Origin of the sequence: Stenotrophomonas sp. 24(2023) (genome assembly GCF_030913365.1) — a bacterium.
Classification (GTDB): Bacteria; Pseudomonadota; Gammaproteobacteria; order Xanthomonadales; family Xanthomonadaceae; genus Stenotrophomonas.
The window spans coordinates 221866-248541 of the sequence record NZ_CP133160.1; the positions used below are offsets into that span (position 1 = coordinate 221866).

Below are 26676 nucleotides of genomic sequence, written 5' to 3' on the forward strand. Positions count from 1 at the left end.
CCGGGTTGAGACCGCCGGCAGGGACCCTGTTTCCCACCCATGGGCAGGTTCATGGCCGCAGCCCTGGCCCGGAAACAGAACGGCCCCGCTTGCGCGGGGCCGTTCCGGTTCACGCACGCCGGGCACGGCCCGGCACTACCTCAGTCATGCACCATGCGAGGCCAGCTGGCCCAGGCGCTGCACCGCGACCGAGACGGTCGGGTAGTCCAGCGTCTTCTGCTCGGCCAGCTCGGTCAACATCGCCAGCGTGAAGCGCAGGCTGTTGTCGTCGCGATCGATCCACGCACTGACCTTGGCTTCGGCACTGGCACCCTTGGTCGCCAGCACCTGGCCGGCCAGGTTGCGGTGGTGCGCAGCCAGTTCATCGCGCAGCACGCCACGGGCCACGGCATGCCAGCGGCCGTTGACCTCCAGCGCGTCGATCTGCTCGAACAGCCACGGCAGGCTCAGCGCTTCGCCCAGGCGGAAGTGGATCTTGGACACATCCACCGGCTTGAGCTTGCGGGTACGCGCCAGTTCGATGATGTCGAACGCCGGGGCCAGGAAGTGCAGTTCGGCCAGCTGCTGGGCCAGCGCGGCGGGCAGGCCCTTCTCCTTCCACTCGGCCACCAGGGCCTCGTAGGTCGGACGCTGCGAATCGGGCAGCACGCCGGAGGCCACGCGGATGTCGTTGAACGGCCCCTGGTAGCGGTTCACCGCCTCGGTGATGCCCGGCATCGGGCCCGGGCGGAACAGCAGCCAGCGCACGAACGAACGCTGCAGCGACCAGATCACTTCCAGGGCATCGACCTGCACCGACTCCGGCACCTTGCCGTCCAGCGCATCGATCTGCGCCCACAGCGCGCGCGCATCCAGCGTTTCGCGGCTGATGGTGTAGGCCTTGGCGACCTCGGCGATGGAACGGCCGGTGTCTTCCTGCATGCGCATCAGGAAGGTGGCGCCCATGCGGTTGATGGTCTGATTGGTCACCGCGGTGGCGATGATCTCGCGCTTCAGGCGGTGGCGTTCCATCGCATCGGCGTACTTCTTCTGCAGCGGCGTCGGGAAGTAGCGCTGCAGTTCCTTGGACAGGTACGGGTCTTCGGGGATGTCCGATTCCAGCAGCTGGGCGAATGCCACCAGCTTGGAATAGGACAGCAGCACCGACAGTTCCGGACGGGTCAGGCCCTGGCCACGCGCCTTGCGCTGGGACAGCTCGGCATCGGACGGCAGGAACTCGATCTGGCGGTCCAGCAGGCCCTGCTGTTCCAGGGTACGGATGAAGTGCTGCTTGGACCCCAGGCGCTTGACCGCCATCCGCTCCATCAGGCTCAGGGCCTGGTTCTGGCGGTAGTTGTCGTTGAGCACCAGGTCGGCGACCTCGTCGGTCATCGACGCCAGCAGCTTGTTGCGCTGCTCGACGGTCAGCTTCTTGGCGCGCACCACATCGTTGAGCAGGATCTTGATGTTGACTTCATGGTCGGAGGTGTCCACACCGGCCGAGTTGTCGATGAAGTCGGTGTTGAGCAGCACGCCGGCCTGGGCGGCTTCGATGCGACCCAGCTGGGTCATGCCCAGATTGCCGCCCTCGCCCACCACCTTGCAGCGCAGCTCGCTGCCATTGACGCGCAGCGCGTTGTTGGCGCGGTCGCCCACGTCGCTGTGCTGTTCGCTGCCGGCCTTGACGTAGGTACCGATGCCGCCGTTCCACAGCAGGTCCACCGGTGCCTTCAGGATCGCGCTCATCAGGTCGTTCGGCGACAGTGCCTTGACGTTCTCGTCCAGGCCCAGCGCCTCACGCACCTGGGCGGTGACCTCGATCGACTTCAGGGTGCGCGGGAAGATGCCGCCGCCCTTGCTGATCAGCTTGGCATCGTAGTCGGCCCAGCTCGAGCGCGGCAGCGCGAACATGCGCTCACGCTCGACGAACGAGGTGGCCGCATCCGGGTTCGGGTCCAGGAAGATGTGGCGGTGGTCGAAGGCAGCCACCAGGCGGATGTGGCGCGACAGCAGCATGCCGTTGCCGAACACGTCGCCGGACATGTCGCCCACGCCGACGGCGGTGAAGTCCTGGCTCTGGCTGTCGTGGCCCAGCGCGCGGAAGTGGCGCTTGACCGATTCCCAGGCGCCACGGGCGGTGATGCCCATGCCCTTGTGGTCATAGCCGACCGAGCCACCGGAAGCGAACGCATCGCCCATCCAGAAGCCGTGCGCGATGGCCAGGCCGTTGGCGATGTCGGAGAAGGTCGCGGTGCCCTTGTCGGCGGCCACCACCAGGTACGGATCGTCCATGTCGTGGCGCACGACATCCACCGGCGGCACGATCTTGTTGTTGACGATGTTGTCGGTGATGTCCAGCAGGCCCTGGATGAACAGCTTGTAGCAGGCCACGCCGTTGGCGAACACCGCATCGCGGTCACCGCTGGCCGGCGGCAGCTTGGCGAAGAAGCCGCCCTTGGCGCCGACCGGCACGATGACCGTGTTCTTCACCATCTGCGCCTTGACCAGGCCCAGCACTTCGGTGCGGAAGTCTTCGCGGCGGTCGGACCAGCGCAGGCCACCACGGGCCACCGCGCCGAAGCGCAGGTGCACGCCTTCCACGCGCGGGCCGTACACGAAGATTTCGCGGTACGGGCGCGGCTTGGGCAGGTCCGGCACCTGGGCCGAATCGAACTTGAAGCTGATGACATGGCCGTGCTGGCCGTTGGCATCGGTCTGGTAGTAGCTGGTGCGCAGGGTGGCATCGATCACGCCCATGAACGAGCGCAGGATGCGGTCCTCGTCCAGGCTCGACACGCGGTCCATCAGCTTCAGCAGCGCTTCGCGCGCGGCCTGCATCTGCGCATCGCGGTCACCCTTGCGGGCATCGACCACGGTCTTGAGCACTTTCAGGGTCGCTTCGTCGCCGGCGGCCAGCACGTCGAAGTGGGCCTTGAGGTGAGCCTGGCCGGCGGCGATGTCATCCTTGCCTTCATGGCCGGTGGCCGGATCGAAGCGGGCTTCGAACAGTTCCACCAGCAGGCGCGCCAGCAGCGGGTAACGGGTGAAGGTACCTTCCACGTACGACTGCGAGAACGGCACGCCGGTCTGCAGCAGGTACTTGCAGTAGCCACGCAGCATGGCGACCTGGCGCCAGTGCAGGCCGGCGGCCAGCACCAGGCGGTTGAAGCCATCGTTCTCGGCATCGCCGTGCCAGACGCGGGCGAAGGTCTCGCCGAAGGCTTCATCGACGCTGGCCGCATCGATGGCGCCAGCGGTCGATTCGACCTCGAAGTCCTGCACGTACACCGGGGCGTTGTCCACCGACAGGCGGTAGGGGCGCTCGCTGATCACGCGCAGGCCCATGTTTTCCATCATCGGCAGCGCGTCCGACAGCGGGATGTCATCCAGCTGGCGGTACAGCTTCAGGCGCAGGCCGTCACCGCTCTCGCGCGGCACTGCCTGCAGGCTCAGGCGCAGGTCGTCCGGGCCGGTCAGGGCATCAAGCTGGCTGACATCGTTGGCGGCCACGGCCGTGCTGTTGTCTTCGATGTAGCCGGCCGGCAGGGCCTTGCCGATGCGTGCGGCGATGCGCAGGCCTTCGCCTTCGCCATGGCGCGCCACCAGGGCTTCACGCAGGTCGTCCTGCCAGTTGCGCAGCAGGTGGGCCAGCTTCTGCTCCAGGTCGGCGGTGTCCACGTCCAGCATCTCGCCGGGCTTGGCACGCACGATCAGGTGCACCTGGGCCAGCGGCGATTCGCCCAGCACCACCGAGCTGTCCACGTGTTCGCCCTGCAGGGCGTCCTTGAGCATGGCTTCGATGCGCAGGCGCACGTCGGTGTTGAAGCGCTCGCGCGGCAGGTAGACCAGCGCGGAGATGAAACGGCTGTACTTGTCGCGGCGCAGGAACAGGCGGCTACGCACGCGCTCTTGCAGGCCCAGCACGCCCATGGCGGTGCGGAACAGCTCGTCCTCGCTGGACTGGAACAGTTCTTCGCGCGGCAGGGTTTCCAGGATGTGGCGCAGGGCTTTGCCGCTGTGGCTGGCCGGGGCCAGGCCGGACTGCTTCATCACGTATTCGTGGCGCTGGCGCACCAGCGGGATTTCCCACGGGCGACGGTTGTAGGCGCTGGAGGTGAACAGGCCGAGGAAGCGCTGCTCGCCGATGATCTTGCCCTTGGCGTCGAATTCCAGCACGCCGATGTAGTCCATGTAGCCGGCGCGGTGGACGCGCGAACGGGCATTGGTCTTGGTCAGGATCAGCGCGTCCTTCAGCCCGGACGTGGCATTCAGGCCCTGCGCGGCCAGGGTCTTGACCGGGCGCGCAGCCGACTTGTCCTGGCCCCGCATCAGGCCCAGGCCGGTGTCGTTCAGCGGCGCCAGCACGTCTTCCTTGCCCTGCTTCTCCACGCGGTATTCGCGGTAGCCGAAGAAGGTGAAGTGGTTGTCAGCGGCCCAGCGCAGGAACTCCTGTGCTTCCTTGCGCGAGGTGGCATCGACCGGCAGCTGGCGGCTGCCCAGGTCGTCGGCCAGCGCCAGCGCCTTGTCCTTCATCGGCTGCCAGTCGCGCACGATGGCGCGCACTTCGTCCAGCGCCTTGTTGATGGCCTTTTCCACGGCCGCCATGGCATCGGCCGGCTGGCGGTCGATCTCCAGCAGCATCACCGATTCGGCATCGCCCTGCCCGACCTTGGCCAGCTTGCCGGCCTTGTCACGGGTGAAGTGGATGACCGGGTGGCCCAGCACGTGCACGCCCACGCCCAGGTCGGCCAGCGACATGGTCACGGTGTCCACCAGGAACGGCATGTCGTCATTGACGATCTGCAGCACGGTGTGCGGCGATTCCCAACCGTTGCCCTTCAGCGTCGGGTTGAACACGCGCACGTTGGCCTTGCCGGCCTTGCGGCTGCGCGCGAACTCCAGCGTGTCCGCTGCCAGCGCCGCCCACTCTTCCGCGGTGTGGTGCGGGAACTCGTCCGACTCCATGCGCTTGTAGAAATCGGCGGCAAAGGCCACGGCTTCGGCCTGCGCGGCCGCCGGGTAACGCTTGCGCAAGGCCGTGTACACCGGCTCCAGGGAGAAACCAGCGGTCACGGCGACCTCCGACTCTGCTGGTCTGCTTTTGTTTTTCACGGTCTTGGCTGCGGTTTTTTGCGGTTTCATGGCAGAGCTGATGCGCTTGCTCAGTTGGGAAAATGAAATTGTAGCCCCGTTGCACGGAAAGACCTTGCTGCAGGACGGAATAACCAGATACCGGGTTGGCCGCGGTTTACCTGCCTATTCATCTTTTCCGTGGCACGGCTGCGCGTGCACCGGGCCGTACGCGGGAGCATGGACCATCGACACCGGCGCACCTGCCACGGGTGCACGCACGTGGCCCGCCGACAGCATCGGCAAAACGTGTGACGACTCGATACACGCAGCCGCACTTCGTGATTCCACAAATGTAAACTGGACGGTATAGTCCACTCCGTGAACACGCCCCCCCTGCCTGCTGCCGCCATGGACGCGCGAGACCAGCGCGTGTTCGATGCCGTGCGCGAACTGCTCGCCGACCAGGGCATGCAGCTGAGCATGGACGCGGTGGCCCAGCGCGCCGGCTGCTCCAAGCAGACCCTGTACTCACGCTATGGCAGCAAGGATGCCCTGCTGCGGCTGGTGATGCAGCGCCATGTCCGGCGCGCGACGGCCGGCCTGCATGGGCCGCGCTCGAGCGACCTGCGCAGCGGCCTGCTGCAGTTCGCCGTGGACTACCTGGACCACTTCGACCAGCCCCACGTGATCCAGGCCCGGCGGCTGATTGCCGCCGATGCGGTGCAGTTCCCCGACGAAGCCCGGCGCCTGTACCAGGATGGCCCGGGAACACTCACGCTTCACCTCGCTGAATGGATTGAAACCGCTTGCAGCCACGGCCAGCTGCGCCGTGACGACCCGCACTTCATGGCCGAACTGCTACTGAGCATGATCGCCGGCCTGGATTTCGAGAAACAGCGCTTCCATACCCCCCACCGTGATGACGCGGTCTTGCGTCGGCGTTGGGCAGAGTTCTCCGTTGACAGCTTCCTGCGGGCATTCGCTCCGCCGGCGTCGACGGCCCCGTCTTCAATCCAACCCCGGAGTTTCTCCTGATGACCGCCCCACTCCGCACCCTTGCCCTGACGTGCGCCGTCGCCCTTGCGCTGGCTGCCTGCAAGAAGCCGGAACAGCAGACGCCCCCGCCGCCGGAAGTCGGCGTGATCGAGGCCAAGCCGCAGACCCTGCCGCTGCAGCGCGAGCTGGTCGGCCGCCTGTCCGCGTTCCGCACCGCCGACGTGCGCGCCCGCGTGCCCGGCGTGCTGCTCAAGCGCGTCTACCAGGAAGGCAGCGAGGTCAAGCAGGGCCAGGTCCTGTTCCAGATCGACCCGGCCCCGCTGCGCGCCAGCCTCAACGCCTCCGAAGCGCAGCTGGCCTCGGCCAAGGCGACCTACGCCAACGCCAAGGTCGCCGCCGACCGCGCCCGTTCGCTGGCACCGCAGGCATTCGTGTCCAAGGCCGACCTGGACAACGCCGAATCGGCCGAGCGCACCGCGCTGGCCGCGGTGAAGCAGGCTGAAGCGGCGGTCACCTCCGCGCGCATCAACCTGGGCTATACCGACGTCACCGCGCCGATCAGCGGCCAGGCCGGCAAGCAGCAGGTCACCGAAGGCGCGCTGGTCGGCCAGGGTGACGTGACCCTGCTGACCACCATCGACCAGCTGGACCCGCTGTACGTGAACTTCTCGCTGAGCGTGGATGAACTGACCCAGCTGCGCGCGGCGCAGGCCAAGGGCGCGCTGGCCCTGTCCGGCGACGGCAAGGCCACGGTCAACGTCAAGCTGTCCGACGGCACCACCTATGGCGAGCCCGGCACGCTGGACTTCTCCTCCACCACCGTGGACCCGTCCACCGGTACCGTCTCGCTGCGCGCGCTGCTGCCCAATCCGCAGCACATCCTGCTGCCGGGGGCGTTCGTCAGCTTCCAGGCCAACCTGGGCGAGCGCAACAACGCCTTCCTGGTGCCGCAGCAGGCCCTGCAGCGCGATACCACCGGCGGCTACGTGATGGTCGTCGGCGGCGATGGCAAGGTCGTGCGCAAGAACGTGAAGTCCGATGGCGTGCAGGGGGCCAACTGGCTGATCAGCGACGGCCTGGCCGCCGGTGACAAGGTCATCGTGGCCGGTGTGCAGAAGGTGAAGGAAGGCGCACCGGCCACCGCCAAGCCATGGACCCCGGACCAGGGCAACGGCAATGGCCAGCCGGCGGCTGCCGGACAGGCCCCGGCTGCCGCCGCACCTGCCGCCGCCAGTGCCGACAAGGCCGCCGCACCCGCCCAGGGCGAGCAGAAGCCTGCGGCCGCCGGCGCCACCGACTCGAACAAGCAGTAACGGGAACCTTCCGTCATGCCTAAATTTTTCATCGAACACCCGGTCTTCGCCTGGGTGGTGGCGATCCTGATCTCGCTCAGCGGCGTGATCGCGATCCTCAACCTGGGCGTGGAGTCCTACCCCAACATCGCCCCGCCGCAGGTGACCGTCTCGGCCACCTACCCGGGTGCCAGTGCGGACACCACCGAAAAATCGGTCACCCAGGTGATCGAGCAGCAGCTGACCGGCATCGACCACCTGCTGTACTTCAGTTCCTCGTCCTCGTCCAACGGCCGTGCGCAGATCACGCTGACCTTCGAGACCGGCACCGACCCGGACATCGCCCAGGTGCAGGTGCAGAACAAGGTCTCGCTGGCCACGCCACGCCTGCCCTCGGAAGTGACCCAGCAGGGCGTGGTGGTGGCCAAGGCCAACGCCGGCTTCCTGATGGTGGTGGCGCTGCAGTCCGATACGCCGACCATCAACCGTGATGCGCTGAACGACATCGTCGGCTCGCGCGTGCTCGACCAGGTCTCGCGCATCCCCGGCGTCGGCAGCACCCAGCAGTTCGGTTCCGAGTACGCCATGAACATCTGGCTCAACCCGGAAAAGATGCAGGGCTACGGTTTGTCGGCCAGCCAGGTGCTGGCGGCGGTGCGGGCGCAGAACGTGCAGTTCGCCGCCGGCTCGCTGGGTTCGGACCCGTCCCCGGCCGGCCAGCACTTCACCGCCACCGTGTCGGCCGAAGGCCGCTTCAGCTCGCCGCAGGAGTTCGAGAACATCATCCTGCGCTCCAACGCCGACGGCTCGCGCGTACTGCTCAAGGACATCGCCCGCGTCGCCTTCGGTGCCAACAACTACGGCTTTGACACCCAGTACAACGGCAAGCCCACCGGTGCCTTCGCCATCCAGCTGCTGCCGGGCGCCAACGCCCTGAACGTGGCCGAGGCGGTGCGCGCGAAGATGGACGAGCTGCAGCCCAGCTTCCCGGCCGGCGTGAGCTGGTTCTCGCCGTACGACAGCACCACCTTCGTCAAGATCTCCATCCAGGAAGTGGTCAAGACCCTGTTCGAAGCGGTCCTGCTGGTGTTCCTGGTGATGCTGATCTTCCTGCAGAACTTCCGCGCGACGATCATCCCCACCCTGGTCATCCCGGTGGCCCTGCTCGGCACGTTCCTGGGCATGTGGATGATCGGCTTCACGATCAACCAGCTGACCCTGTTCGCGATGGTGCTGGCGATCGGCATCGTGGTCGATGACGCGATCGTGGTGATCGAGAACGTCGAACGCATCATGAGCGAGGAAAAGCTCGACCCGAAACCGGCCACGCAGAAGGCGATGACCCAGATCACCGGCGCGGTGGTGGCCATCACCGTGGTGCTGGCGGCGGTGTTCATCCCCTCGGCACTGCAGGGTGGCGCGGCCGGTGAGATCTACAAGCAGTTCGCGCTGACCATCGCCATCTCCATGGCGTTCTCCGCGTTCCTGGCACTGGGCTTCACCCCGGCACTGTGCGCGACCTTCCTCAAGCCGACGCACAACGACAACCCGAACATCATCTACCGTACCTTCAACAAGTACTACGACAAGATCAGCGGCACCTACGTCGGCCACATCGGCTCGGCCGTGCGCCATGCGCCGCGCTGGATGATCCTGTTCGTGGTGCTGACGGTGCTGTGCGGCTTCCTGTTCACCCGCATGCCGGGCAGCTTCCTGCCCGAGGAAGACCAGGGCTACGCGCTGGCCATCGTGCAGCTGCCGCCGGGCTCGACCAAGGGCCAGACCAACGAGGTGTTCGCCCAGATGCGCGGCATCCTGCAGAAGCAGGACGGCTTCGAGGGCATGCTGCAGGTGGCCGGCTTCAGCTTCGTCGGTTCCGGCGAGAACGTGGGCATGGGCTTCATCCGCCTCAAGCCCTGGGAAGAGCGCAAGATCACCGTTCCCGAGTTCATCCAGAACATGAACGGTGCCTTCTACGGCATCAAGGAAGCGCAGATCTTCGTGGTCAACCTGCCCACCGTGCAGGGCCTGGGCCAGTTCGGCGGCTTCGACATGTGGCTGCAGGACCGTGGCGGCGCCGGCTATGAACAGCTCACCCAGGCACGCAACATCCTGCTCGGCACCGCCGCACAGGAAAGCGACAAGCTGGTGGGCGTGCGCCCGAACGGCCTGGAAAACGCCCCGCAGCTGCAGTTGCACGTTGACCGCGTGCAGGCACAGGCCATGGGCATGTCGGTGTCGGACGTGTACAGCACCATCCAGCTGATGCTGGCCCCGGTGTACGTCAACGACTTCTTCTACCAGGGCCGCATCAAGCGCGTCACGATGCAGGCCGATGCCCCCTACCGTACCGGCCAGGAATCGCTGCGCAGCTTCTACAGCCCGTCCAGCCTGACCCAGAACGCCGACGGCACCAGCGCGATGATCCCGCTGAACACGGTGGTCAAATCCGAGTGGGTGTCCGCCTCGCCGTCGCTGAGCCGCTACAACGGCTACTCGGCCATCAACATCGTCGGCTCGCAGGCCCCGGGCAAGAGCTCCGGCGAAGCGATGGGCGCGATGGAAGACATCGTCAACACCAAGCTGCCGCAGGGCTTCGGCTACGACTGGTCGGGCCTGTCCTACCAGGAAATCCTGGCCGGCAATGCCGCGACCCTGCTGCTGGTGCTGTCGATCGTGGTGGTGTTCCTGTGCCTGGCCGCGCTGTATGAAAGCTGGTCCATCCCGGTGGCGGTGCTGCTGGTGGTGCCGCTGGGCGTGCTCGGTGCGATCGGCCTGTCGATGCTGCGCGGGCTGCCCAACGACATCTTCTTCAAGATCGGCCTGATCACCGTGATCGGCCTGGCCGCGAAGAACGCGATCCTGATCGTGGAGTTCGCGGTGGAGCAGCGTGCCTCGGGCAAGACCCTGCGCGATGCCACCATCGAAGCGGCCCGCCTGCGTTTCCGCCCGATCCTGATGACCTCCTTCGCGTTCATCATGGGCGTGATCCCGATGGCCATCTCCACCGGCGCCGGCGCCAATTCCCGCCACGCCATCGGTACCGGCGTGATCGGCGGCATGCTGTTCGCCACCCTGCTGGGCCTGCTGATGATCCCGGTGTTCTTCGTGGTCGTGCGCCGCATGCTGGGCGACAAGCTGGACGAACCGTCCAAGGAGTTCGTGGCCCGCCAGCGCGACGCGGAAAGCGCGCACCGCCCGGATCGTTGATCCGGCGGTGAGCTGAAACGAAAAAGGCCCCGGAGCGATCCGGGGCCTTTTTTGTTGTCCAGAACCCGGTAGCCGCCAACCTTGGTTGGCGCTCAAGGACCCGTGTCAACCGAGGTTGACACCTACCCAAGCGGCAGACACCCGGTAGCCGCCAACCTTGGTTGGCGCTCAAGGATCCGTGTCAGCCAAGGCTGACATCTACCAGAGCGGCAGACACCCGGTAGTCGCCAACCTTGGTTGGCGCTCAAGGATCCGTGTCAACCAAGGTTGACACCTACCAGAGCGGCAGACACCCGGTCGTCGCCAACCTTGGTTGGCGCTCAAGGATCCGTGTCAACCAAGGTTGACACCTACCAGAGCGGCAGACACCCGGTCGTCGCCAACCTTGGTTGGCGCTCAAGGATCCGTGTCAGCCAAGGCTGACACCTACCAGAGCGGCAGACCCGGTAGCCGCCAACCTTGGTTGGCGCTCGGGAATCCGCGCCAACCCACGGTGACACCTGCCCGATGCGTGCTCGCTCAGCGCAACCCGGTCTCGTTGCGGGCGATCACCAGGCGCTGGATCTCCGAAGTGCCCTCGTAGATCTCGGTGATCTTGGCATCACGGAAGTAGCGCTCCAGCGGCATTTCCTTCGAATAGCCCATGCCACCGTGGATCTGCACCGCCTGGTGGGTGATCCACATCGCCGCCTCCGAAGCGGTGAGCTTGGCGATGGCCGCCTCGTTGCTGAACCGCTTGCCATGGCCCTTCACCCACGCTGCGCGCAGGGTCAGCAGCAGGGCGGCGTCCAGCTTGCACTTCATGTCGGCGATCTTGGCCTGGGTCATCTGGAAGGTACCGATCGCCGCACCGAAGGCCTTGCGGTCCTTCACGTATTCGATCGTCGCCTCGTAGGCGGCACGGGCAATGCCGATCGCCTGCGACGCGATGCCGATGCGGCCGGCGTCAAGCACGCCCATGGCGATCTTGAAGCCCTCGCCTTCCTGGCCCAGCACGTCTTCGGGCTGTGCCACGTAATCGTTGAACTCGATCTCGCAGGTGGCCGAGGCGCGGATGCCCAGCTTCGGCTCGGTCTTGCCACGGCCGAAGCCCGGCTTGTCGGTATCGATCAGGAAGGCGGTGATGCCGCGCGCGCCCTTGTCCGGTTCGCTCATGGCGAACAGCACGATGTACTTGGCCACCGGGCCGGAGGTGATCCAGCTCTTCTTGCCATTGATGACGAAGGTGCCGTCAGCCTGCTTGAGCGCGCGGCAACGCATGGCCGTGGCATCCGAACCGGACTGCGGCTCGGTCAGCGCGAAGGCACCGATGGCTTCACCCTCGGCGATGGCACGCACGTACTTCTGCTTCTGCGCCTCGTTGCCGTGGGTCAGGATGCCGTTGCAGAACAGCGAGTTGTTGACCGACATGATGGTCGAATGCGCAGCGTCACCGGCGGCGACCTCCACCATCGCCAGCACGTAGGCAATCGGGTCCATGCCTGCACCGCCGTATTCGGTCGGCACTTCAATGCCCATCAGGCCGTTTTCGCCGAGCAGGCGGATGTTCTCCAGCGGGAACTCGCCCGTGCGGTCGTGATGCTCGGCGCTGGGCGCGATCTTTTCCTGCGCGATGCGCCGCGCCACGTCCTGCAGCATCAGCTGCTCTTCGGTAAAGCTGAAATCCACAACACCCTCCCGGGTACATGATGTTATGGGCCGCGCACGGCGTGCCCAGGTAGCGCGATTGTACCGGGGGCAGGCCCTTTCCGTACGCCACCGACTTGACCGGGAATGGCGACCTCGGCGAATATATCTCTATATCGCGATAGGTAGATATTTATGGATCTGGAAGACTGGTCGACCCGCCTGAAGGTGTTCGCCGATGCGACCCGCGTGCGCCTGCTGGCGCTGCTGGAGCAGGAAGAACTGACGGTGGCGGAACTGTCGGCCATCACCCGCCTGGCCCAGCCGCGTGTGTCCACCCACCTGGCACGCCTGAAGGAAGCCGGCCTTGTCCGCGACCGCCGTGCCGGCGTTTCGGCCTACTACCGTTTCGACGAGGCCCAGCTGGACCCGGCGCAGCAGGCATTGTGGCATGCCTTGAGCAATGGAAGCGATGATCCGCTGCTGCGACAGGATGCTGAACGGGTGGCCGCGGTGCTGGCCAGCCGCGCTGCCGACCAGAACTGGGCCGACAGCGTGGCCGGCGACATGGAGCGCCACTATTCCCCGGGCCGCACCTGGGAAGCGCTGGCACGCACGGCGCTGCCGCTGCTGGAAACCGGTGACGTGCTGGACATCGCCTCCGGTGATGGCGTGCTGGCCGAACTGGTGGCGCCGCACGCCAGACGCTACGTCTGCATCGACACCAGCGCGCGCGTGGTCGCCGCCGCCAGCGAGCGCCTGCGCCGCCTGCCCAACGTGGAAGTACAGGAAGGCGACATGCACGCGCTGCCGTTCAAGGACCGCAGTTTCGACCTGGTGGTGCTGATGCATGCGCTTACTTACGCCAGCAAGCCGGCGCAGGCCGTCACCGAAGCCGCGCGCGTGCTGCGGCCCGGCGGCCGTCTGCTGCTGTGCAGCCTGGCCCGGCACGAGCACAAGGCCGCCGTGGAAGCGTACGGCCACGTCAACCTGGGTTTCAGCGACAAGGAACTGAAGAAGTTCGTCGACAAGGCTGGGCTGGACGTCTCCAGCCTGGAAACGGTCACCCGCGAAAAGCGCCCGCCGCATTTCGAAGTGATCTCGCTGATCGCCAACAAGCCCTGAGGAGGCCCCGTGGCTGTCCTGCCCTGGCTGTACCCCGACCGCGCTGCCGCCCTGCTTGATGCACTGCGCCAGCGCATCCTGATCATCGACGGTGCGATGGGCACCATGATCCAGCGCCACGGCCTGCAGGAAGCCGACTACCGGGGCGAGCGCTTCGCCGGGGGCTACGACCACAGCCATGGCCCCGGCTGCAGCCACGGTGCGCCGGAAGGCCATGACCTGAAAGGCAACAACGACCTGTTGCTGCTGACCCGGTCGGACATCATCAGCGGCATCCACACCGCTTACCTGGAAGCGGGCGCGGACCTGGTGGAAACCAACACCTTCAATGCCACGTCGGTCAGCCAGGCCGACTACCACCTCCAGCACCTGGTCTACGAACTGAACAAGGCCGGCGCGGCGGTCGCACGGGCCTGCTGCGATGCCGTGGCGGCCACCACGCCGGGCAAGCCGCGCTTCGTCATCGGCGTGGTCGGGCCGACCAGCCGCACCGCCTCGATCAGCCCGGACGTGAACGATCCCGGCTTCCGCAACACCAGCTTCGACGAACTGCGTGACACCTACCGCGAGGCCATCGACGGCCTGATCGACGGCGGTGCCGACACCCTGATGGTCGAGACCATCTTCGACACGCTCAATGCCAAGGCGGCGCTGTACGCGCTGGAAGAGGCCTTCGACGCACGCGGCGGGCGCCTGCCGGTGATGATCTCCGGCACCATCACCGATGCCTCCGGGCGTACGCTCTCCGGGCAGACCGCCGAGGCGTTCCATGCGTCGGTCTCGCACACCCGGCCGCTGTCGATCGGGCTGAACTGCGCACTGGGCGCCAACGACCTGCGGCCGCACGTGGAAACCCTGGCACGGGTGGCCGGTTGCCATGTCAGCGCGCATCCCAATGCCGGCCTGCCCAATGCCTTCGGCGAGTACGACGAAACCCCCGAGGAGATGGCCGCCACCCTGCGCGGCTTCGCCCGCGATGGCCTGCTGAACCTGGTGGGCGGCTGCTGCGGCACCACCCCTGACCATATCCGCGCGATCGCCGAGGCCGTGGCCGACCTGCCCCCGCGTGCCCTGCCCGCGCTGCAGGAGCATGCCGCATGAGTGCATCGCCGCCCCGTTTCACCCGCCTGTCCGGGCTGGAGCCCCTGGTCATCACCCCGGACCTGCTGTTCATCAACGTCGGTGAACGCACCAACGTCACCGGCAGCGCGCAGTTCCGCAAGCTCATCAAGGAAGAACGCTACGAGGAAGCGGTGGACGTGGCCCGCCAGCAGGTGGCCAGCGGCGCGCAGATTCTCGACGTCAACATGGACGAGGGCCTGATCGACTCCGAGAAGGCGATGCACCGCTTCCTGAACCTGATCATGTCCGAGCCGGACATCGCCCGCATCCCGGTGATGGTCGATTCGTCCAAGTGGAGCGTGATCGAAGCCGGGCTGAAGTGCCTGCAGGGCAAGAGCGTGGTCAATTCGATCTCGCTGAAGGAAGGCGAAGCGCTGTTCCTGGAGCACGCGCGCAAGGTCCGCCGCTATGGTGCGGCCGCCGTGGTGATGGCCTTCGACGAGGCCGGCCAGGCCGACACCTGCGCACGCAAGGTGGAGATCTGCACCCGTGCCTACCGGCTGCTGGTGGACGAGATCGACTTCCCGCCGGAAGACATCATCTTCGACCCGAACATCTTCGCCGTCGCCACCGGCATCGAGGAACACGACAACTATGCGGTGGACTTCATCGAAGCCACCCGCATCATCAAGCGCACGCTGCCGCACTGCCATGTGTCCGGCGGCGTCTCCAACGTGTCCTTCTCCTTCCGCGGCAACGAAACGGTCCGCCAGGCCATCCATGCGGTGTTCCTGTACCACGCCATCGCCGCCGGCATGGACATGGGCATCGTCAATGCCGGCGCCCTGCCGATCTACGACGACCTGGACCCGGAGCTGCGCGAGCGCGTGGAGGATGTGATCCTCAACCGCCGCCGCGACGGCACCGAACGCCTGCTGGAGATCGCCGAGCGCTACAAGGGCAGGAAAGGCGCGGCCAGGAGCGAAGACCTCGCCTGGCGCGACAAGCCGGTGGCGCAGCGTCTGGCCCATGCCCTGGTGCATGGCCTGGATGCCTGGGTCGACCAGGACACCGAAGAGGCACGGGCGGCGGCCACGCGGCCGCTGGATGTGATCGAAGGCCCGCTGATGGACGGCATGAACGTGGTCGGCGACCTGTTCGGGGCCGGCAAGATGTTCCTGCCGCAGGTGGTCAAGTCCGCCCGCGTGATGAAAAAGGCCGTGGCCTACCTGCTGCCCTTCATCGAAGCCGAGAAGGCGCGCAGCGGCGACACCGCACGCAGCAACGGCCGCATCATCATGGCCACGGTCAAGGGGGATGTGCATGACATCGGCAAGAACATCGTCGGCGTGGTGCTGGCCTGCAACAACTTCGAGGTGGTCGACCTGGGCGTGATGGTGCCGGCACAGAAGATCCTCGATGCCGCGCGCGAGCACCAGGCCGACATCATCGGCCTGTCCGGGCTGATCACCCCCTCACTGGAAGAAATGAGCCATGTCGCCCGCGAAATGCAGCGGCAAGGCTTCACCCTGCCCTTGATGATCGGCGGGGCCACCACCTCGCGGGCGCACACGGCACTGAAGATCGACCCGCACTACGACGCGCCCACGGTGTGGGTGAAGGATGCCTCGCGCGCTGTCGGCGTGGCGCAGTCGCTGATCTCCACCGACCTGCGCGCCGCGTTCGTCGCCGCCAATGAAGCCGAGTATGCCGAGATCCGCCAGCGCCACCGCAACCGCGGTGATGCCAAGCGGCTGGTCCCGCTGGAGCAGGCGCGCGGGCAGAAGTTCCAGGGGAACTGGGACGGCTATGCGCCACCGGCGCCGAAGCAGCCGGGCCTGCACGTGTTCGATGACTACCCACTGGCCGAGCTGGTCGATTACATCGACTGGACCCCGTTCTTCCAGGCCTGGGAGTTGGCCGGCAAGTTCCCGGCCATCCTCACCGATGAGATCGTGGGAACGCAGGCCAGCGAGCTGTACCACGATGCGCGTGCCATGCTGGACCGCATCGTCGGCGAGAAGTGGTTGCAGGCCAAGGCGGTGTTCGGCCTGTGGCCGGCCAACAGCGTCGGCGATGACGTGCGCGTGCAGCATCCCGATGGCGACACCACGCTGCACTTCCTGCGCCAGCAGGTGGACAAGCCGGTCGAGCGTCCGGATTTCTGCCTGGCCGACTTCATCGCCCCGGCCGACAGCGGCCGCCAGGACTGGATCGGCGCGTTCGCCGTCACCGCCGGCATCGGCATCGATGCCCACGTGGCCCGCTTCGAGGCCGACCACGATGACTACAACGCGATCCTGCTCAAGGCCCTGGCCGACCGCTTCGCCGAGGCGCTGGCCGAGCGCCTGCACCAGCGCGTGCGTATGGAATTCTGGGGCTACGACCATGCCGAGACACTCGACAACGAGGCCCTGATCGGCGAACAGTACCGCGGCATCCGGCCGGCCCCCGGCTACCCGGCCTGCCCGGAACACAGCGAAAAGCAGCGCCTGTTCCAGATGCTGCAGGCTGAAACCCATGCGGACATGCAGTTGACCGAAAGCTTTGCCATGCTGCCCACCGCGGCGGTGTCCGGTTACTACTTCAGCCACCCGCAGAGCCAGTATTTCGTGGTCGGCCGGCTCAGCCGCGAACAGGTGGGCGACTACGCCCGGCGCAAGGGCGTGGACCGCGCCCAGGCCGAGCGCTGGCTGGCCTCCAACCTGGATTACGACCCCGAATGAACCGATGACGCCGGGCCATGCCCGGTGCCATCCCCCGCCGCCGGGCCTGGCCCGGCGTTACCGTGCATTATTCCCGCGATGACCGTCCCTGCCGCCCGCCTCTCCAGTTTCTACCTGTTCTACTACGCCGCACTGGGCGCGTTCACGCCGTACTGGAGCCTGTTCCTGACCGCGCGCGGGATGAGCGTCACCGCCATCAGCGTGATGATGGGCCTGTGGTACGCCACCCGCGTGGTCGCACCGAGCACGTGGACGTCGCTGGCGGCTGCCTCGCCGAAACCGATCCGCCTGCTGCGGCTGGGCTGCGTGCTGACCCTGCTCAGCTTCATGGCCTTCCTGCTGCCCCTGCCACAGCCGTGGATGTACCCGGCGATGGTGGTGTTCTGCTTCTTCTACAACGCGGTGATGCCACAGTTCGAATCGATCACCCTGACCCACCTGGGCAGCGACAGCCATCGTTACGGGCTGATCCGCGTCTGGGGCTCGCTGGGTTTCATCGCCATCGTCACGTTGTTCGGCTGGCTGATCGAGGGAGACGACGGTAGCAGCCGCGCCGGCATGCTGCCCTGGCTGATGCTGCCGCTGTTCGTGCTGCTGGTGCTGTCGGCCTTCGGCAACCAGTACGCCCGCAGCCTGGACAGGCGCAGCGATGATGCCAGCGGCTTCTGGCAGATCGTGCGGCGCCCGGCGGTGCTGGCCTTCTTCCTGGCCGCTTTCATGGAGCAGCTGTCATTCGGCCCCTACTACACCTTCTTCTCGGTCTACATGGACCATCACGGCTACCGCACCTCGCTGCTGGGCCTGCTGTGGACGGTCGGCGTGGTGTTCGAGGTGGGCGTGTTCTTCACCATCGGCCGCTTCTTCCGTCGCCACGACGCCAGCTGGATGCTGCTGATCGCGCTGAGCAGTTCGTGCCTGCGCTGGGCGGTGACCGCGCTGTTCCCGCAGAACCTGCCGGTGATGCTGGTCGCGCAGACCGCGCACGCACTGGGTTTTGCCGCCTTCTTCGCCGCCGCCATGCAGATGCTGGCCACCTATTTCCCCGGTCGCCTCAACGGCCACGGCCAGGGGCTGCTGTATGGCTTCTCCTCCGGCGTGGGCGGTGTGCTGGGGGCGCTGATCGCCGGACAGCTGTGGACGATCGACAACGGCCGCACCGCCTTCCTGGCCGCCAGTGGCTTCGCCCTGGTCGGCGCACTGCTGTGCTTCTTCGCCCTGAACCTGCCGCTGATCCGTGCGCGGCGGGCCACGGCCCAGGGCTGACACGGGAACGCACAACACCCCGATGGGGTAGGCTCGGACGCATCCCTCGACAGGAGTTGCCGATGCGACCGACCCGCCTGTGGGCGCTGCTGCTTGCCGCCACCACCGCCCTGCCCGCCGCCGCCGCACCGGTGCTGCTGGAAAACGCCCGTGTCTTCGACGGCACGCGTGATCGTGGCATCACCCCGGTGCTGATCGACAACGGCCGCATCGTCCACGTCGGCACACCGCTGCCGGCCGCGGCCAGCGGCGCGCGCCGCATCGACTACACCGGCAAGACCGTGCTGCCCGGGCTGGTCAACGCCCATGCCCACGTCGGCAACACCCAGGGGCTGGAACACGGCGACCGCTTCTACACCCGTGACAACGTGGTGCGCGACCTGCGCCAGTTCCAGCGCTACGGCATCACCACCGTCACCGCGCTGGGCATGAACGGCGAGGCCTTCTTCGCCATCCGCAAGGCGGTCAATGCCAGCCCGGCGCTGGGGGCGCAGCTGTACGGGGCGGGCGGTGGCATCGGCGTACCCGGCGGAACGCCACCGGCCGCCGCAATGGGCCTGTCGCGCGACCCCGTGGCGCGCCCGCGCACGGCCGAGGAAGCGCGCGCGGCGGTGGCCACCCAGCACGCCGATGGCGTGGACCTGGTCAAGCTGTGGGTCGACAACGCCGGCGGCAAGCTGCCGCTGATGGCGCCGGAGGTGTACCAGGCGGCCATTGCTGAAGCACACGCGCGCGGCCTGAAGGTCGCCGCGCACATCCATGATCTGGCCCAGGCGCGTGACCTGGTGGCCGCGCGGGTGGACATCATCGCCCACGGCATCCGCGATACCACGATCGATCCGATGCTGGCGCGGACGATGCGCGAGCAGGGCACCGGGTACATCCCCACCCTCGCCATCGACGAGGCCAACTACGCCTATGCGGAATCGCCGCAGCTGCTGGACACGCCGTTCGTGCGCAATGCGCTGCCCGCGGACGTGCTGGCCCGCTGGTCGCAGCCGACGTGGCAGCAGCAACAGCTGGCCGGCGCCAACATTCCGGCCGCACGCAAGGCGGTGGCGATGAACCTGCAGAACGTGGGCCGGCTCAGCGCGGCCGGCGTCAAGCTGGGCTTCGGCACCGATGCCGGCGCACTGCCGCAGCGGGTGATCGGCGTGGCCGAGCACCGTGAGCTGCAGTTGCTGGTACAGGCAGGGCTGACCCCGGCGCAGGCACTGCAGACCGCCACCACGAATGCAGCCGACCTGCTCGGCCTGGACGACCGCGGCCGCATCGCCGCCGGCAAGCGTGCCGATCTGCTGGTGGTCGATGGCGATCCGCTGGCCGACATCAGCACCACCCAGCGCATCCACGCCGTCTGGCAGGCCGGCGAAGCGGTGGCCGGGCCACTGGAATGACAGCGGAACATGACAACGGAAAAAGGCAGGGGATCACGCCCCTGCCTTTTCCCGGATACGCCGTTTACCAGACCAGGTCGTCAGGCACCTGGTACTTCGGGTCGGCGTAGGGATCGTCCTCGATCGGCGCGTTCGGATCGACCTTCAGCGCCACGGCCTGGGCGAACACGGCTTCGGCCTCGGCCAGCACCGCGGCCGTCACCAGCAGGTAGCGGCCATTGAGCTGCACCACGCCCAGTTCGCCGGCATTGAGCTGCTTGAGCTGCTCGGCGGTGACATAGATGCGCTTGATCTTGCCGCCGTAGGGGAAGTGGCGGGCGATGTCGGCCGCTTCGGCGTTCAGGCCCTTGTCCTTCAGCAGCACGTCCAGCTTCGCCTTGGCCTCGCGGCGCACGCGGGCCTCTTCCTGCTTCAGGCGCTCGGCTTCGATGCGCTCTTCCTTCTCGCGCTGCGCGCGGATGGCGTAGGCCTTGGCCAGGTCCATCTCTTCGGCGGTACGCGGGCGGCGCGGGCCGGTGTTCTGGCCCTGCGGGCGTGCCTGGCCCTGGGGCCGGCCCTGACCGTGGCCGTGGCGGCGCTCGCCGCCCGGCTTGTGCTCGCCCTTGCCACTGGCCGCAGGCTTGCCCTGCCCGGCCTTGCCCTGCGGGCGGCCATCACGGCGGGGGCCATCATTCTTGCGCTCGGGCTTGGGCGCAGGCTTGAAGCCCAAGCCCAGCAGCTGGTCGCGGAGGGTATCGCTCATAGGTACGGGATCAGTAGTGCGGCGGCGGCGGTTCGCTCGCCGGGTCGGAAGAATTCAGTGCGTTGCGGACCTTGCCCAGGTCTTCCAGCAGCACCCGCAGCACATCGGCATTGCGGGTGCCCTGCATGCGGGCATCGGCCAGCGCATCGCTCAGTTCGGCCAGCGCGTGCTCCTGGAAGGAGACGCGCATTTCCAGTTCGACCAGGCGCGCTTCCAGCGCCTGCTCACGTTCACTCAACGGCAGCTCAGACATGCAGCGATCGCCCCCGGCCGATGCCGTAATACGCCAGGCCGGCAGCTTCCACCTCGGCCGGGTCGTACAGGTTGCGGCCATCGAACACCACCGCATCCTTCAACCCGGCACGCAGCGCCTGGAAATCCGGGCTGCGGAACTGCTTCCACTCGGTCACCACGACCAGCGCATCGGCCCCTTCCAGCGCCTGCCCGGCGCTTTCGCAGAACACCAGGTCATCGCGCTGGCCGAAGATGCGCTGGGCTTCATGCGCGGCTTCCGGATCGTAGGCACGCACGCGCGCCCCGGCTTCCCACAGCTGCGCCAGCAGGCGACGGCTGGAGGCCTCGCGCATGTCATCGGTGTTGGGCTTGAACGCCAGGCCCCACACCGCGAAGGTGCGGCCACGCACGCCTTCATCCTCGCCCTTGTCGAAATGGCGCTGGATGAGCTCGAACAGATGGCCCTTCTGCGCGTCGTTGACGGCCTCCACCGCATTGAGCAGTTTCGGTTCCATGCCGTACTGCTGGGCCGTGCGGGCCAGCGCCTGCACGTCCTTGGGGAAGCACGAGCCACCGTAGCCGGCACCGGGGTAGATGAAGTGCCAGCCGATGCGCGGGTCCGACCCGATGCCCTGGCGGACCTGCTCGACATCGGCACCGACACGTTCGGCGATGTTGGCGATTTCATTCATGAACGAAATCTTGGTGGCCAGCATCGCGTTGGCGGCGTACTTGGTCAGTTCCGCCGAACGCACGTCCATTTCCACCACGCGGTCGTGGTTGCGGTTGAACGGGGCATACAGGCGGCGCATCACCGCCACCGACGCTTCACTGGTGGCACCGATGATGATGCGGTCCGGACGCATGCAGTCGGCCACCGCATCGCCTTCCTTCAGGAATTCCGGGTTGGACACCACATCGAAGGCAATGTCCACGCCACGGGCGACCAGCTCGTCGGCGATCGCCGCGCGGACCTTGTCGGCGGTGCCTACCGGCACCGTCGACTTGTTGACCACCACGGTCGGCACGCTCATGTGCCGCCCGATGGTGCGGGCCACGGCCAGCACGTACTGCAGGTCGGCGCTGCCATCTTCGTCCGGCGGCGTACCGACGGCGATGAACACCACCTGCCCATGGGCGATGGCCGAAGGGGCATCGGTGGTGAAGGCCAGCCGCCGTGCGGCGTGGTTGGCCTTGACCATCGGTTCCAGGCCCGGCTCGTAGATCGGGATGATGCCCTGGTTCAGGCCATCGACCTTGGCCTGGTCGATATCCACGCAGATGACCTGGTGGCCGACATCAGCCAGGCAGGTTCCCGTGACCAGGCCCACATAGCCGGTACCGAAAATCGCAACGCGCATGTCCTTGCTCGCTCCTTCGCTTGCTTACGGCAGGATGCCGAGCAGTTCGACGTCGAAGGTCAGCGTCGCGTTCGGGCCGATCGGGCCGCCCTGGGTGCCGTTGGGGCCATAGGCCAGATCGCCAGGGATCCAGAAGCGGTACTTGGAGCCCACCGGCATCAGGGCCACGCCCTCGGTCCAGCCGGCGATCACCTGGTTCAGACCGAACTCGGCCGGGCCACGGCCGGCGGAGCTGTCGAACACGGTGCCATCGAGCAGCTTGCCCTCGTAGTTCACGCGCACCTTGCTGGTGGCCACCGGACGCTCGCCGCTGCCCGGGCGGATCACCTGGTACTGCAGGCCCGAGGCCGTGGTCACCACGCCCGGCTGCAGCTTGTTCTTGGCCAGGAACGCATTGCCCTCCTCACGGTTGGTCTGCGCGGCCTTGGCGGCCTTTTCCTGCTGCTGGGCCTGCTTGGCGGCCATGAAGGCCTGCAGCGTGGCATTGGCGTCAGCTTCGCTCAGCTTCGACTGGCCCTTGTTGAAGGACGTGGTGATCGCATCGAACAGCGCGTCCACATCCAGGTCATCCTTGAGCTGGGCCAGCGACGGGCCGACCGAATAGGCGCCCAGCATCTGCCCGACCTTGGTACGGTCGACCTTCGGCGGCGTGCTGCCCGGCGCCTGGCCCGGCACCTGCTGGCCATTGCGGGCCATCACCACCTGGCGCAGCGCGGCATCGGTTTCCTGCGCCTGCTGCTGGGTGATCTGCGGCTGCAGGCCTTCAAAGGAGCGCTGCACGGCGGTGCGCAGTGCGGCCAGATCGATTTCCTGGGCGATCGGCTGGAACGACTTGGCCACGTCCATGCCGATGGCATAGCCGAGCTTCTGCTTCGGGGAATTCAAGGTTGCGGTCTCCTTGGCGGCCGGTTGGGCAGCCGGTTGTTGCGACAGGGCGACCCCGGAGGTACCCATCGCCAGAATCAGAACCGACGCCGCGGCGCCACGCATTCCCATCTTCATTCGCTGCTTTCCTGGAAGTGACTGGGCGCCGACGTCGGCGCGAAACAAACATTGTCGCACGCATGCCCGCGATGTCGAGGCATCGCCGGCATCACGGCGCGCGCGGAGCAGCCAGCGCCTTGTCGATGGCGGCCAGCAGCTGCTTGTCATCAGGGGTGATCTTGCTCGGGAACTGGGCGATGACCTTGCCATCGCGGCCGACCAGGTACTTGTGGAAGTTCCAGCCCGGTGCCACGCCGGTGAGGGTGGTCAGCCGCTGGTACAGCGGCGTGGCCTGGTCACCGACCACGTGCACCTTTTCGAACATCGGGAACTTCACGCCATAGGTCAGCGTGCAGAAATCCTGGATCTGCTTCTCGTCACCCGGCTCCTGTCCCTTGAAATCGTTGGACGGGAAGCCCAGCACCGCAAAGCCCTGCTTGGCATAGCGCTGCTGCAGCGCTTCCAGGCCTTCGTACTGCGGGGTGTAGCCACACTTGCTGGCGGTATTGACCACCAGCAGCACCTGGCCGTGGTAGCGCTTCTGCAGGTTGACCTGCTCCTTGCCGGCCAGCGGACGATAGGAAACGTCCAGCAGCTCGGCGGCCGATGCCGTGGCGGAAGCGCCGAGGGCGCAGGCCAGCAGCAGGCCGGTGAACAGGGCGCGCGGCGCGCGCAGGGCAACGGAAGTGAACATGGATGTCGGGAATCCGGAAAGGGGCCACTTTTTAGGGGTCAACCGGTCTGCGACCGGGGTCGTCCGCACTATAGCACCGGCCCCTGACCACCCTCATGGCGGCCTGGCACCCGGGCCTTGCAGGGTCTGGCGGAACGCCAGGCGCGCGCCTGAACAGGGTGGACAGCCCCGTGCTCGCTCCCCAGGCTGACGGCAGGCCGTACACCGGCCCACCCTCGCCCCTCATGAAAAACATATATTTCAACAACTTGTGGGAAATTCCCGATGCCACCGCCCCCCCTGCCATTGGTTGGGGCCACAAAGGCTTGCACCTGGGCGTGCCGGTGTTATAGTTGCATACAACACCAGTCACCTGAGACAGGGGAATGCGATGAACATCCAGCAGGCTCGTCGATTTGCCACCCCCGCGGTCCTGGCCGCGTCCAGCCTGTGCCTGGTGGCGTGGCTCGCCCTGAATGCGCCACCGCTCAATGCGATGAACGCGCCCCTGGCCCCCTCTTCCGATGAACCGCAGGATGCGACCGAGACCGAGCCAGGGACTGCCAGTTCCGCCCCGTTCCTCCCCCGCCGGCTGCGCAGCTCGCTGTCCATGCCTTATTTCTCGTTCGCACAGCCGCTGACCCCACGGAGCTGACCATGAGCGACATCCAGTGGAGCGACGGCGCTCCCATCTACCGCCAGCTGAAGGAGCGCGTGATCGCCATGATGCTCGACGGAATCCTCAAGCCGGGCGATGCCCTGCCTTCGGTACGCCAGGTGGCGGCCGACTACCAGCTCAATCCCATCACGGTGTCGCGCGCCTACCAGGAACTGGCCGACGAGGGCCTGGTGGAGAAGCGCCGCGGCCTGGGCATGTTCATGACCGAACAGGCGGCTTCGCAGCTGCGCAGCAGCGAACGCGACCGCTTCCTCAATGAAGAATGGCCGGCGGTGCTGGAACGCATCCAGCGCCTGGGCCTGAGTCTCGACGAATTGCTGCCCCAGGGGAAATCATCATGAGTGCCAGCCTCACCACCGCCCTTCCGGACGGGCCGGTCATCACCGCCCGCAACCTGCGCAAGGCGTACAAGAACACCCTCGCCCTCGACAACGCCAGCTTCGAGATCCCTGCTGGCCGCATCGTCGGGCTGATCGGTCCCAACGGCGCCGGCAAGACGACGGCGCTGAAGGCCGTGCTGGGCCTGACCACGGTCCAGGGCGAACTGAGCGTGCTCGGCCGCGACCCGCGCAACGAACGCGATGCCCTGATGAACGATGTGTGCTTCATCGCCGACGTCGCGGTGCTGCCGCGCTGGCTGAAGGTGCGCGAGGCCATCGATTTCGTTGCCGGCGTGCACCCGCGCTTCGACCGCGCCCGCTGCGAGCGCTTCCTGGCCAACACCAAGCTGCAGCCGAAGCAGCGCGTGCGTGAACTGTCCAAGGGCATGATCGTGCAGCTGCACCTGGCCCTGGTGATGGCCATCGATGCCCGCGTGCTGGTGCTGGACGAGCCCACCCTGGGCCTGGACATCCTGTACCGCAAGGAGTTCTACCAGCGCCTGCTGGAAGACTATTTCGACGAGCAGAAGACCATCGTCATCACCACCCACCAGGTGGAGGAGATCGAGCACATCCTGACCGACGTGCTGTTCATCCGCGATGGCCGCATCGTGCTGGGTGCAGCGATGGACGAAGTGGGCGAACGCTACACCGAAGTCCTGGTCAACGCCGACCAGCTCGACACCGCCCGCGCGCTCAAGCCGATCGACGAACGCAGCCTGCCCTTCGGCAAGACCGTGCTGCTGTACGACGGTACGCCGCGCGCCCAGCTCACCGCCCTCGGCGAAACCCGCAACCCGGGCCTGGCCGACCTGTTTGTTGCCGTCATGAAGGGAACCTACGCATGAACACCGCACAGTCTCCCGTCAGCCCACTGGGCACCCTGCGCTGGCTGCTCAAGCGCGAATACTGGGAAAGCCGCGGCGGCTTCCTCTACGCCCCGGTGATCGCCGGCGCCGTTTCACTGGTGATGAGCACCCTGGGCGTGGTGCTGGGGCTGTTCGCCCTGCGCCGCGCCGCCACCGATGGCAACCTGGTGGTCAACAACAGCGACATCAACGTCAACGGCCTGGACCTGGCCCTGCTGACCCGCCAGCTCAATGCCAAGGACATGGCCGACCTGGGCAATGGACTGGACCTGACCCTGGTGCTCAGCTCCACCTGGCCGTTCGTGGTGCTGGCCTTCGTGGTGTTCTTCTACTGCCTGGGCGCCCTGTACGACGACCGCCGTGACCGCAGCCTGCTGTTCTGGAAATCGCTGCCGCTGTCGGACACCCAGACCGTGCTGTCCAAGGCGATCAGCGCACTGCTGATCGCCCCGGCCATCACCGTGCTGGCCGCCATCGCCACCATGTTCGGCTTCTTGGCAGTGATCTGCGTGGTCGTGCTGGTCCATGGCGGCGACGTTGGCACGCTGATCCTGGGCCCGGCCAATCCGCTGACCCTGGCCGCCGGCCTGGTCACCGCCCTGCCGCTGTTCGCGCTGTGGGCGCTGCCCACCGTCGGCTGGCTGCTGCTGTGCTCGGCCTGGGCCAAGAGCAAGCCGTTCCTGTGGGCGGTCATGCTGCCGCTGTTCGCCGGCATCATCGTCAGCACCACCCGTGTCATGCAGCTGTTCGAGATGGGCAGCGGCTGGTTCTGGCAGCACGTGGTCGGCCGCCTGCTGCTGGGCACCTTCGCCGGCATGGACCTGCTGTACCGCTCCGGCGACCTGAGCCAGCGCCGCGACCTGGATTCGGTGGTCGCGTTGATGAACCCGACCGAACAGCTGCGTTCGCTGGCCATGCCCGACCTGTGGATCGGTGCCGCCGTCGGCGTGGTGTTCATCGTCCTTGCCATCCGCCTGCGCCGCCGCGCTGGCGAAGTCTGATCTA

Annotated in this window: 19 protein-coding genes; 12 read left to right on the plus strand and 7 right to left on the minus strand. The window is 66.8% G+C overall.

Annotation, left to right across the window (positions count from 1 at the left end):
• Positions 1–144: 144 nt before the first annotated feature.
• Positions 145–5121, minus strand: a complete 4977-nt coding sequence (locus tag Q9R17_RS01025; protein ID WP_308156617.1) for an NAD-glutamate dehydrogenase domain-containing protein — start codon at positions 5119–5121, stop codon at positions 145–147.
• 339 nt (positions 5122–5460) lie between these two features.
• Between Q9R17_RS01025 and Q9R17_RS01030 the strand changes: the two genes are divergently transcribed.
• The 3 genes from Q9R17_RS01030 to Q9R17_RS01040 are packed head-to-tail and all read left to right on the plus strand — an operon-like array spanning position 5461 to position 10550.
• Positions 5461–6087, plus strand: a complete 627-nt coding sequence (locus tag Q9R17_RS01030; protein ID WP_308156618.1) for a TetR/AcrR family transcriptional regulator — start codon at positions 5461–5463, stop codon at positions 6085–6087.
• A complete protein-coding gene (locus Q9R17_RS01035; RefSeq protein ID WP_308156619.1) occupies positions 6087–7361 on the plus strand; it encodes an efflux RND transporter periplasmic adaptor subunit in 1275 nt (424 codons plus the stop codon). Before Q9R17_RS01030 ends, Q9R17_RS01035 begins: the two co-directional genes overlap by 1 nt.
• A 15-nt stretch (positions 7362–7376) precedes the next feature.
• Positions 7377–10550 (plus strand): multidrug efflux RND transporter permease subunit, encoded by a 3174-nt coding sequence (locus tag Q9R17_RS01040; RefSeq protein ID WP_308156620.1) that lies wholly within the window; start codon positions 7377–7379, stop codon positions 10548–10550.
• 519 nt (positions 10551–11069) lie between these two features.
• On the opposite strand, the gene Q9R17_RS01045 is transcribed toward Q9R17_RS01040, so the two are convergent.
• Entirely contained in the window at positions 11070–12218 is a 1149-nt protein-coding gene (locus tag Q9R17_RS01045) for an acyl-CoA dehydrogenase family protein (protein WP_308156621.1), read from the minus strand.
• 153 nt (positions 12219–12371) lie between these two features.
• Between Q9R17_RS01045 and Q9R17_RS01050 the strand changes: the two genes are divergently transcribed.
• From Q9R17_RS01050 to Q9R17_RS01070, 5 genes are all read left to right on the plus strand, one after another.
• Positions 12372–13301 carry a metalloregulator ArsR/SmtB family transcription factor gene (locus Q9R17_RS01050; protein WP_308156622.1) on the plus strand — a complete coding sequence of 310 codons (930 nt, stop codon included), beginning with the start codon at positions 12372–12374 and terminating at the stop codon, positions 13299–13301.
• Positions 13302–13310: 9 nt separating this feature from the next.
• On the plus strand, positions 13311–14402 hold the full coding sequence (locus Q9R17_RS01055; RefSeq protein ID WP_308156623.1) for a homocysteine S-methyltransferase family protein: 1092 nt from the start codon (positions 13311–13313) through the stop codon (positions 14400–14402).
• Entirely contained in the window at positions 14399–17089 is a 2691-nt protein-coding gene (gene metH / locus Q9R17_RS01060) for a methionine synthase (RefSeq protein ID WP_308156624.1), read from the plus strand. Before Q9R17_RS01055 ends, metH begins: the two co-directional genes overlap by 4 nt.
• A 78-nt stretch (positions 17090–17167) precedes the next feature.
• A complete protein-coding gene (locus Q9R17_RS01065) occupies positions 17168–18352 on the plus strand; it encodes an MFS transporter (protein WP_308156625.1) in 1185 nt (394 codons plus the stop codon).
• 62 nt (positions 18353–18414) lie between these two features.
• A complete protein-coding gene (locus tag Q9R17_RS01070) occupies positions 18415–19749 on the plus strand; it encodes an amidohydrolase family protein (RefSeq protein WP_308156626.1) in 1335 nt (444 codons plus the stop codon).
• 64 nt (positions 19750–19813) lie between these two features.
• On the opposite strand, the gene Q9R17_RS01075 is transcribed toward Q9R17_RS01070, so the two are convergent.
• The 5 genes from Q9R17_RS01075 to Q9R17_RS01095 all read right to left on the minus strand — a co-directional run bounded on the left by Q9R17_RS01075 (position 19814) and on the right by Q9R17_RS01095 (position 23764).
• Positions 19814–20491, minus strand: a complete 678-nt coding sequence (locus Q9R17_RS01075) for a DUF2058 family protein (protein WP_308156627.1) — start codon at positions 20489–20491, stop codon at positions 19814–19816.
• Positions 20492–20501: 10 nt separating this feature from the next.
• Positions 20502–20744: a SlyX family protein gene (locus Q9R17_RS01080; protein ID WP_308156628.1), complete on the minus strand. Its 243-nt coding sequence runs from the start codon at positions 20742–20744 to the stop codon at positions 20502–20504.
• Positions 20737–22086 (minus strand): UDP-glucose/GDP-mannose dehydrogenase family protein, encoded by a 1350-nt coding sequence (locus Q9R17_RS01085; RefSeq protein ID WP_308156629.1) that lies wholly within the window; start codon positions 22084–22086, stop codon positions 20737–20739. Before Q9R17_RS01085 ends, Q9R17_RS01080 begins: the two co-directional genes overlap by 8 nt.
• Before the next feature lie 24 nt (positions 22087–22110).
• Positions 22111–23088 carry an FKBP-type peptidyl-prolyl cis-trans isomerase gene (locus Q9R17_RS01090; protein WP_308156630.1) on the minus strand — a complete coding sequence of 326 codons (978 nt, stop codon included), beginning with the start codon at positions 23086–23088 and terminating at the stop codon, positions 22111–22113.
• Positions 23089–23179: 91 nt separating this feature from the next.
• Complete coding sequence (locus Q9R17_RS01095) at positions 23180–23764, minus strand: glutathione peroxidase (RefSeq protein WP_308156631.1); 585 nt, start codon at positions 23762–23764, stop codon at positions 23180–23182.
• 370 nt (positions 23765–24134) lie between these two features.
• Between Q9R17_RS01095 and Q9R17_RS01100 the strand changes: the two genes are divergently transcribed.
• Genes Q9R17_RS01100 through Q9R17_RS01115 form a run of 4 tightly spaced genes read left to right on the plus strand, consistent with a single transcriptional unit; the run spans position 24135 to position 26672 of the window.
• Positions 24135–24398: a hypothetical protein gene (locus tag Q9R17_RS01100; protein WP_308156632.1), complete on the plus strand. Its 264-nt coding sequence runs from the start codon at positions 24135–24137 to the stop codon at positions 24396–24398.
• A 2-nt stretch (positions 24399–24400) separates the two neighbouring features.
• On the plus strand, positions 24401–24763 hold the full coding sequence (locus Q9R17_RS01105) for a GntR family transcriptional regulator (RefSeq protein ID WP_308156633.1): 363 nt from the start codon (positions 24401–24403) through the stop codon (positions 24761–24763).
• Complete coding sequence (locus Q9R17_RS01110; RefSeq protein ID WP_308156634.1) at positions 24760–25650, plus strand: ABC transporter ATP-binding protein; 891 nt, start codon at positions 24760–24762, stop codon at positions 25648–25650. Before Q9R17_RS01105 ends, Q9R17_RS01110 begins: the two co-directional genes overlap by 4 nt.
• Positions 25647–26672: a hypothetical protein gene (locus tag Q9R17_RS01115; RefSeq protein WP_308156635.1), complete on the plus strand. Its 1026-nt coding sequence runs from the start codon at positions 25647–25649 to the stop codon at positions 26670–26672. Before Q9R17_RS01110 ends, Q9R17_RS01115 begins: the two co-directional genes overlap by 4 nt.
• Positions 26673–26676 lie beyond the last annotated feature (4 nt).

Coding starts and splice junctions, on each gene's coding strand:
- Q9R17_RS01095 (WP_308156631.1), bottom strand. CDS start 23,764: ATGTTCACTTCCGTTGCCCTGCGCGCGCCGCGCGCCCTGTTCACCGGC.
- Q9R17_RS01075 (WP_308156627.1), bottom strand. CDS start 20,491: ATGAGCGATACCCTCCGCGACCAGCTGCTGGGCTTGGGCTTCAAGCCT.
- Q9R17_RS01085 (WP_308156629.1), bottom strand. CDS start 22,086: ATGCGCGTTGCGATTTTCGGTACCGGCTATGTGGGCCTGGTCACGGGA.
- Q9R17_RS01080 (WP_308156628.1), bottom strand. CDS start 20,744: ATGTCTGAGCTGCCGTTGAGTGAACGTGAGCAGGCGCTGGAAGCGCGC.
- Q9R17_RS01115 (WP_308156635.1), top strand. CDS start 25,647: ATGAACACCGCACAGTCTCCCGTCAGCCCACTGGGCACCCTGCGCTGG.
- Q9R17_RS01025 (WP_308156617.1), bottom strand. CDS start 5,121: ATGAAACCGCAAAAAACCGCAGCCAAGACCGTGAAAAACAAAAGCAGA.
- Q9R17_RS01110 (WP_308156634.1), top strand. CDS start 24,760: ATGAGTGCCAGCCTCACCACCGCCCTTCCGGACGGGCCGGTCATCACC.
- Q9R17_RS01090 (WP_308156630.1), bottom strand. CDS start 23,088: ATGAAGATGGGAATGCGTGGCGCCGCGGCGTCGGTTCTGATTCTGGCG.
- Q9R17_RS01040 (WP_308156620.1), top strand. CDS start 7,377: ATGCCTAAATTTTTCATCGAACACCCGGTCTTCGCCTGGGTGGTGGCG.
- Q9R17_RS01050 (WP_308156622.1), top strand. CDS start 12,372: ATGGATCTGGAAGACTGGTCGACCCGCCTGAAGGTGTTCGCCGATGCG.
- Q9R17_RS01065 (WP_308156625.1), top strand. CDS start 17,168: ATGACCGTCCCTGCCGCCCGCCTCTCCAGTTTCTACCTGTTCTACTAC.
- Q9R17_RS01035 (WP_308156619.1), top strand. CDS start 6,087: ATGACCGCCCCACTCCGCACCCTTGCCCTGACGTGCGCCGTCGCCCTT.
- Q9R17_RS01030 (WP_308156618.1), top strand. CDS start 5,461: ATGGACGCGCGAGACCAGCGCGTGTTCGATGCCGTGCGCGAACTGCTC.
- Q9R17_RS01070 (WP_308156626.1), top strand. CDS start 18,415: ATGCGACCGACCCGCCTGTGGGCGCTGCTGCTTGCCGCCACCACCGCC.
- Q9R17_RS01105 (WP_308156633.1), top strand. CDS start 24,401: ATGAGCGACATCCAGTGGAGCGACGGCGCTCCCATCTACCGCCAGCTG.
- Q9R17_RS01100 (WP_308156632.1), top strand. CDS start 24,135: ATGAACATCCAGCAGGCTCGTCGATTTGCCACCCCCGCGGTCCTGGCC.
- metH (WP_308156624.1), top strand. CDS start 14,399: ATGAGTGCATCGCCGCCCCGTTTCACCCGCCTGTCCGGGCTGGAGCCC.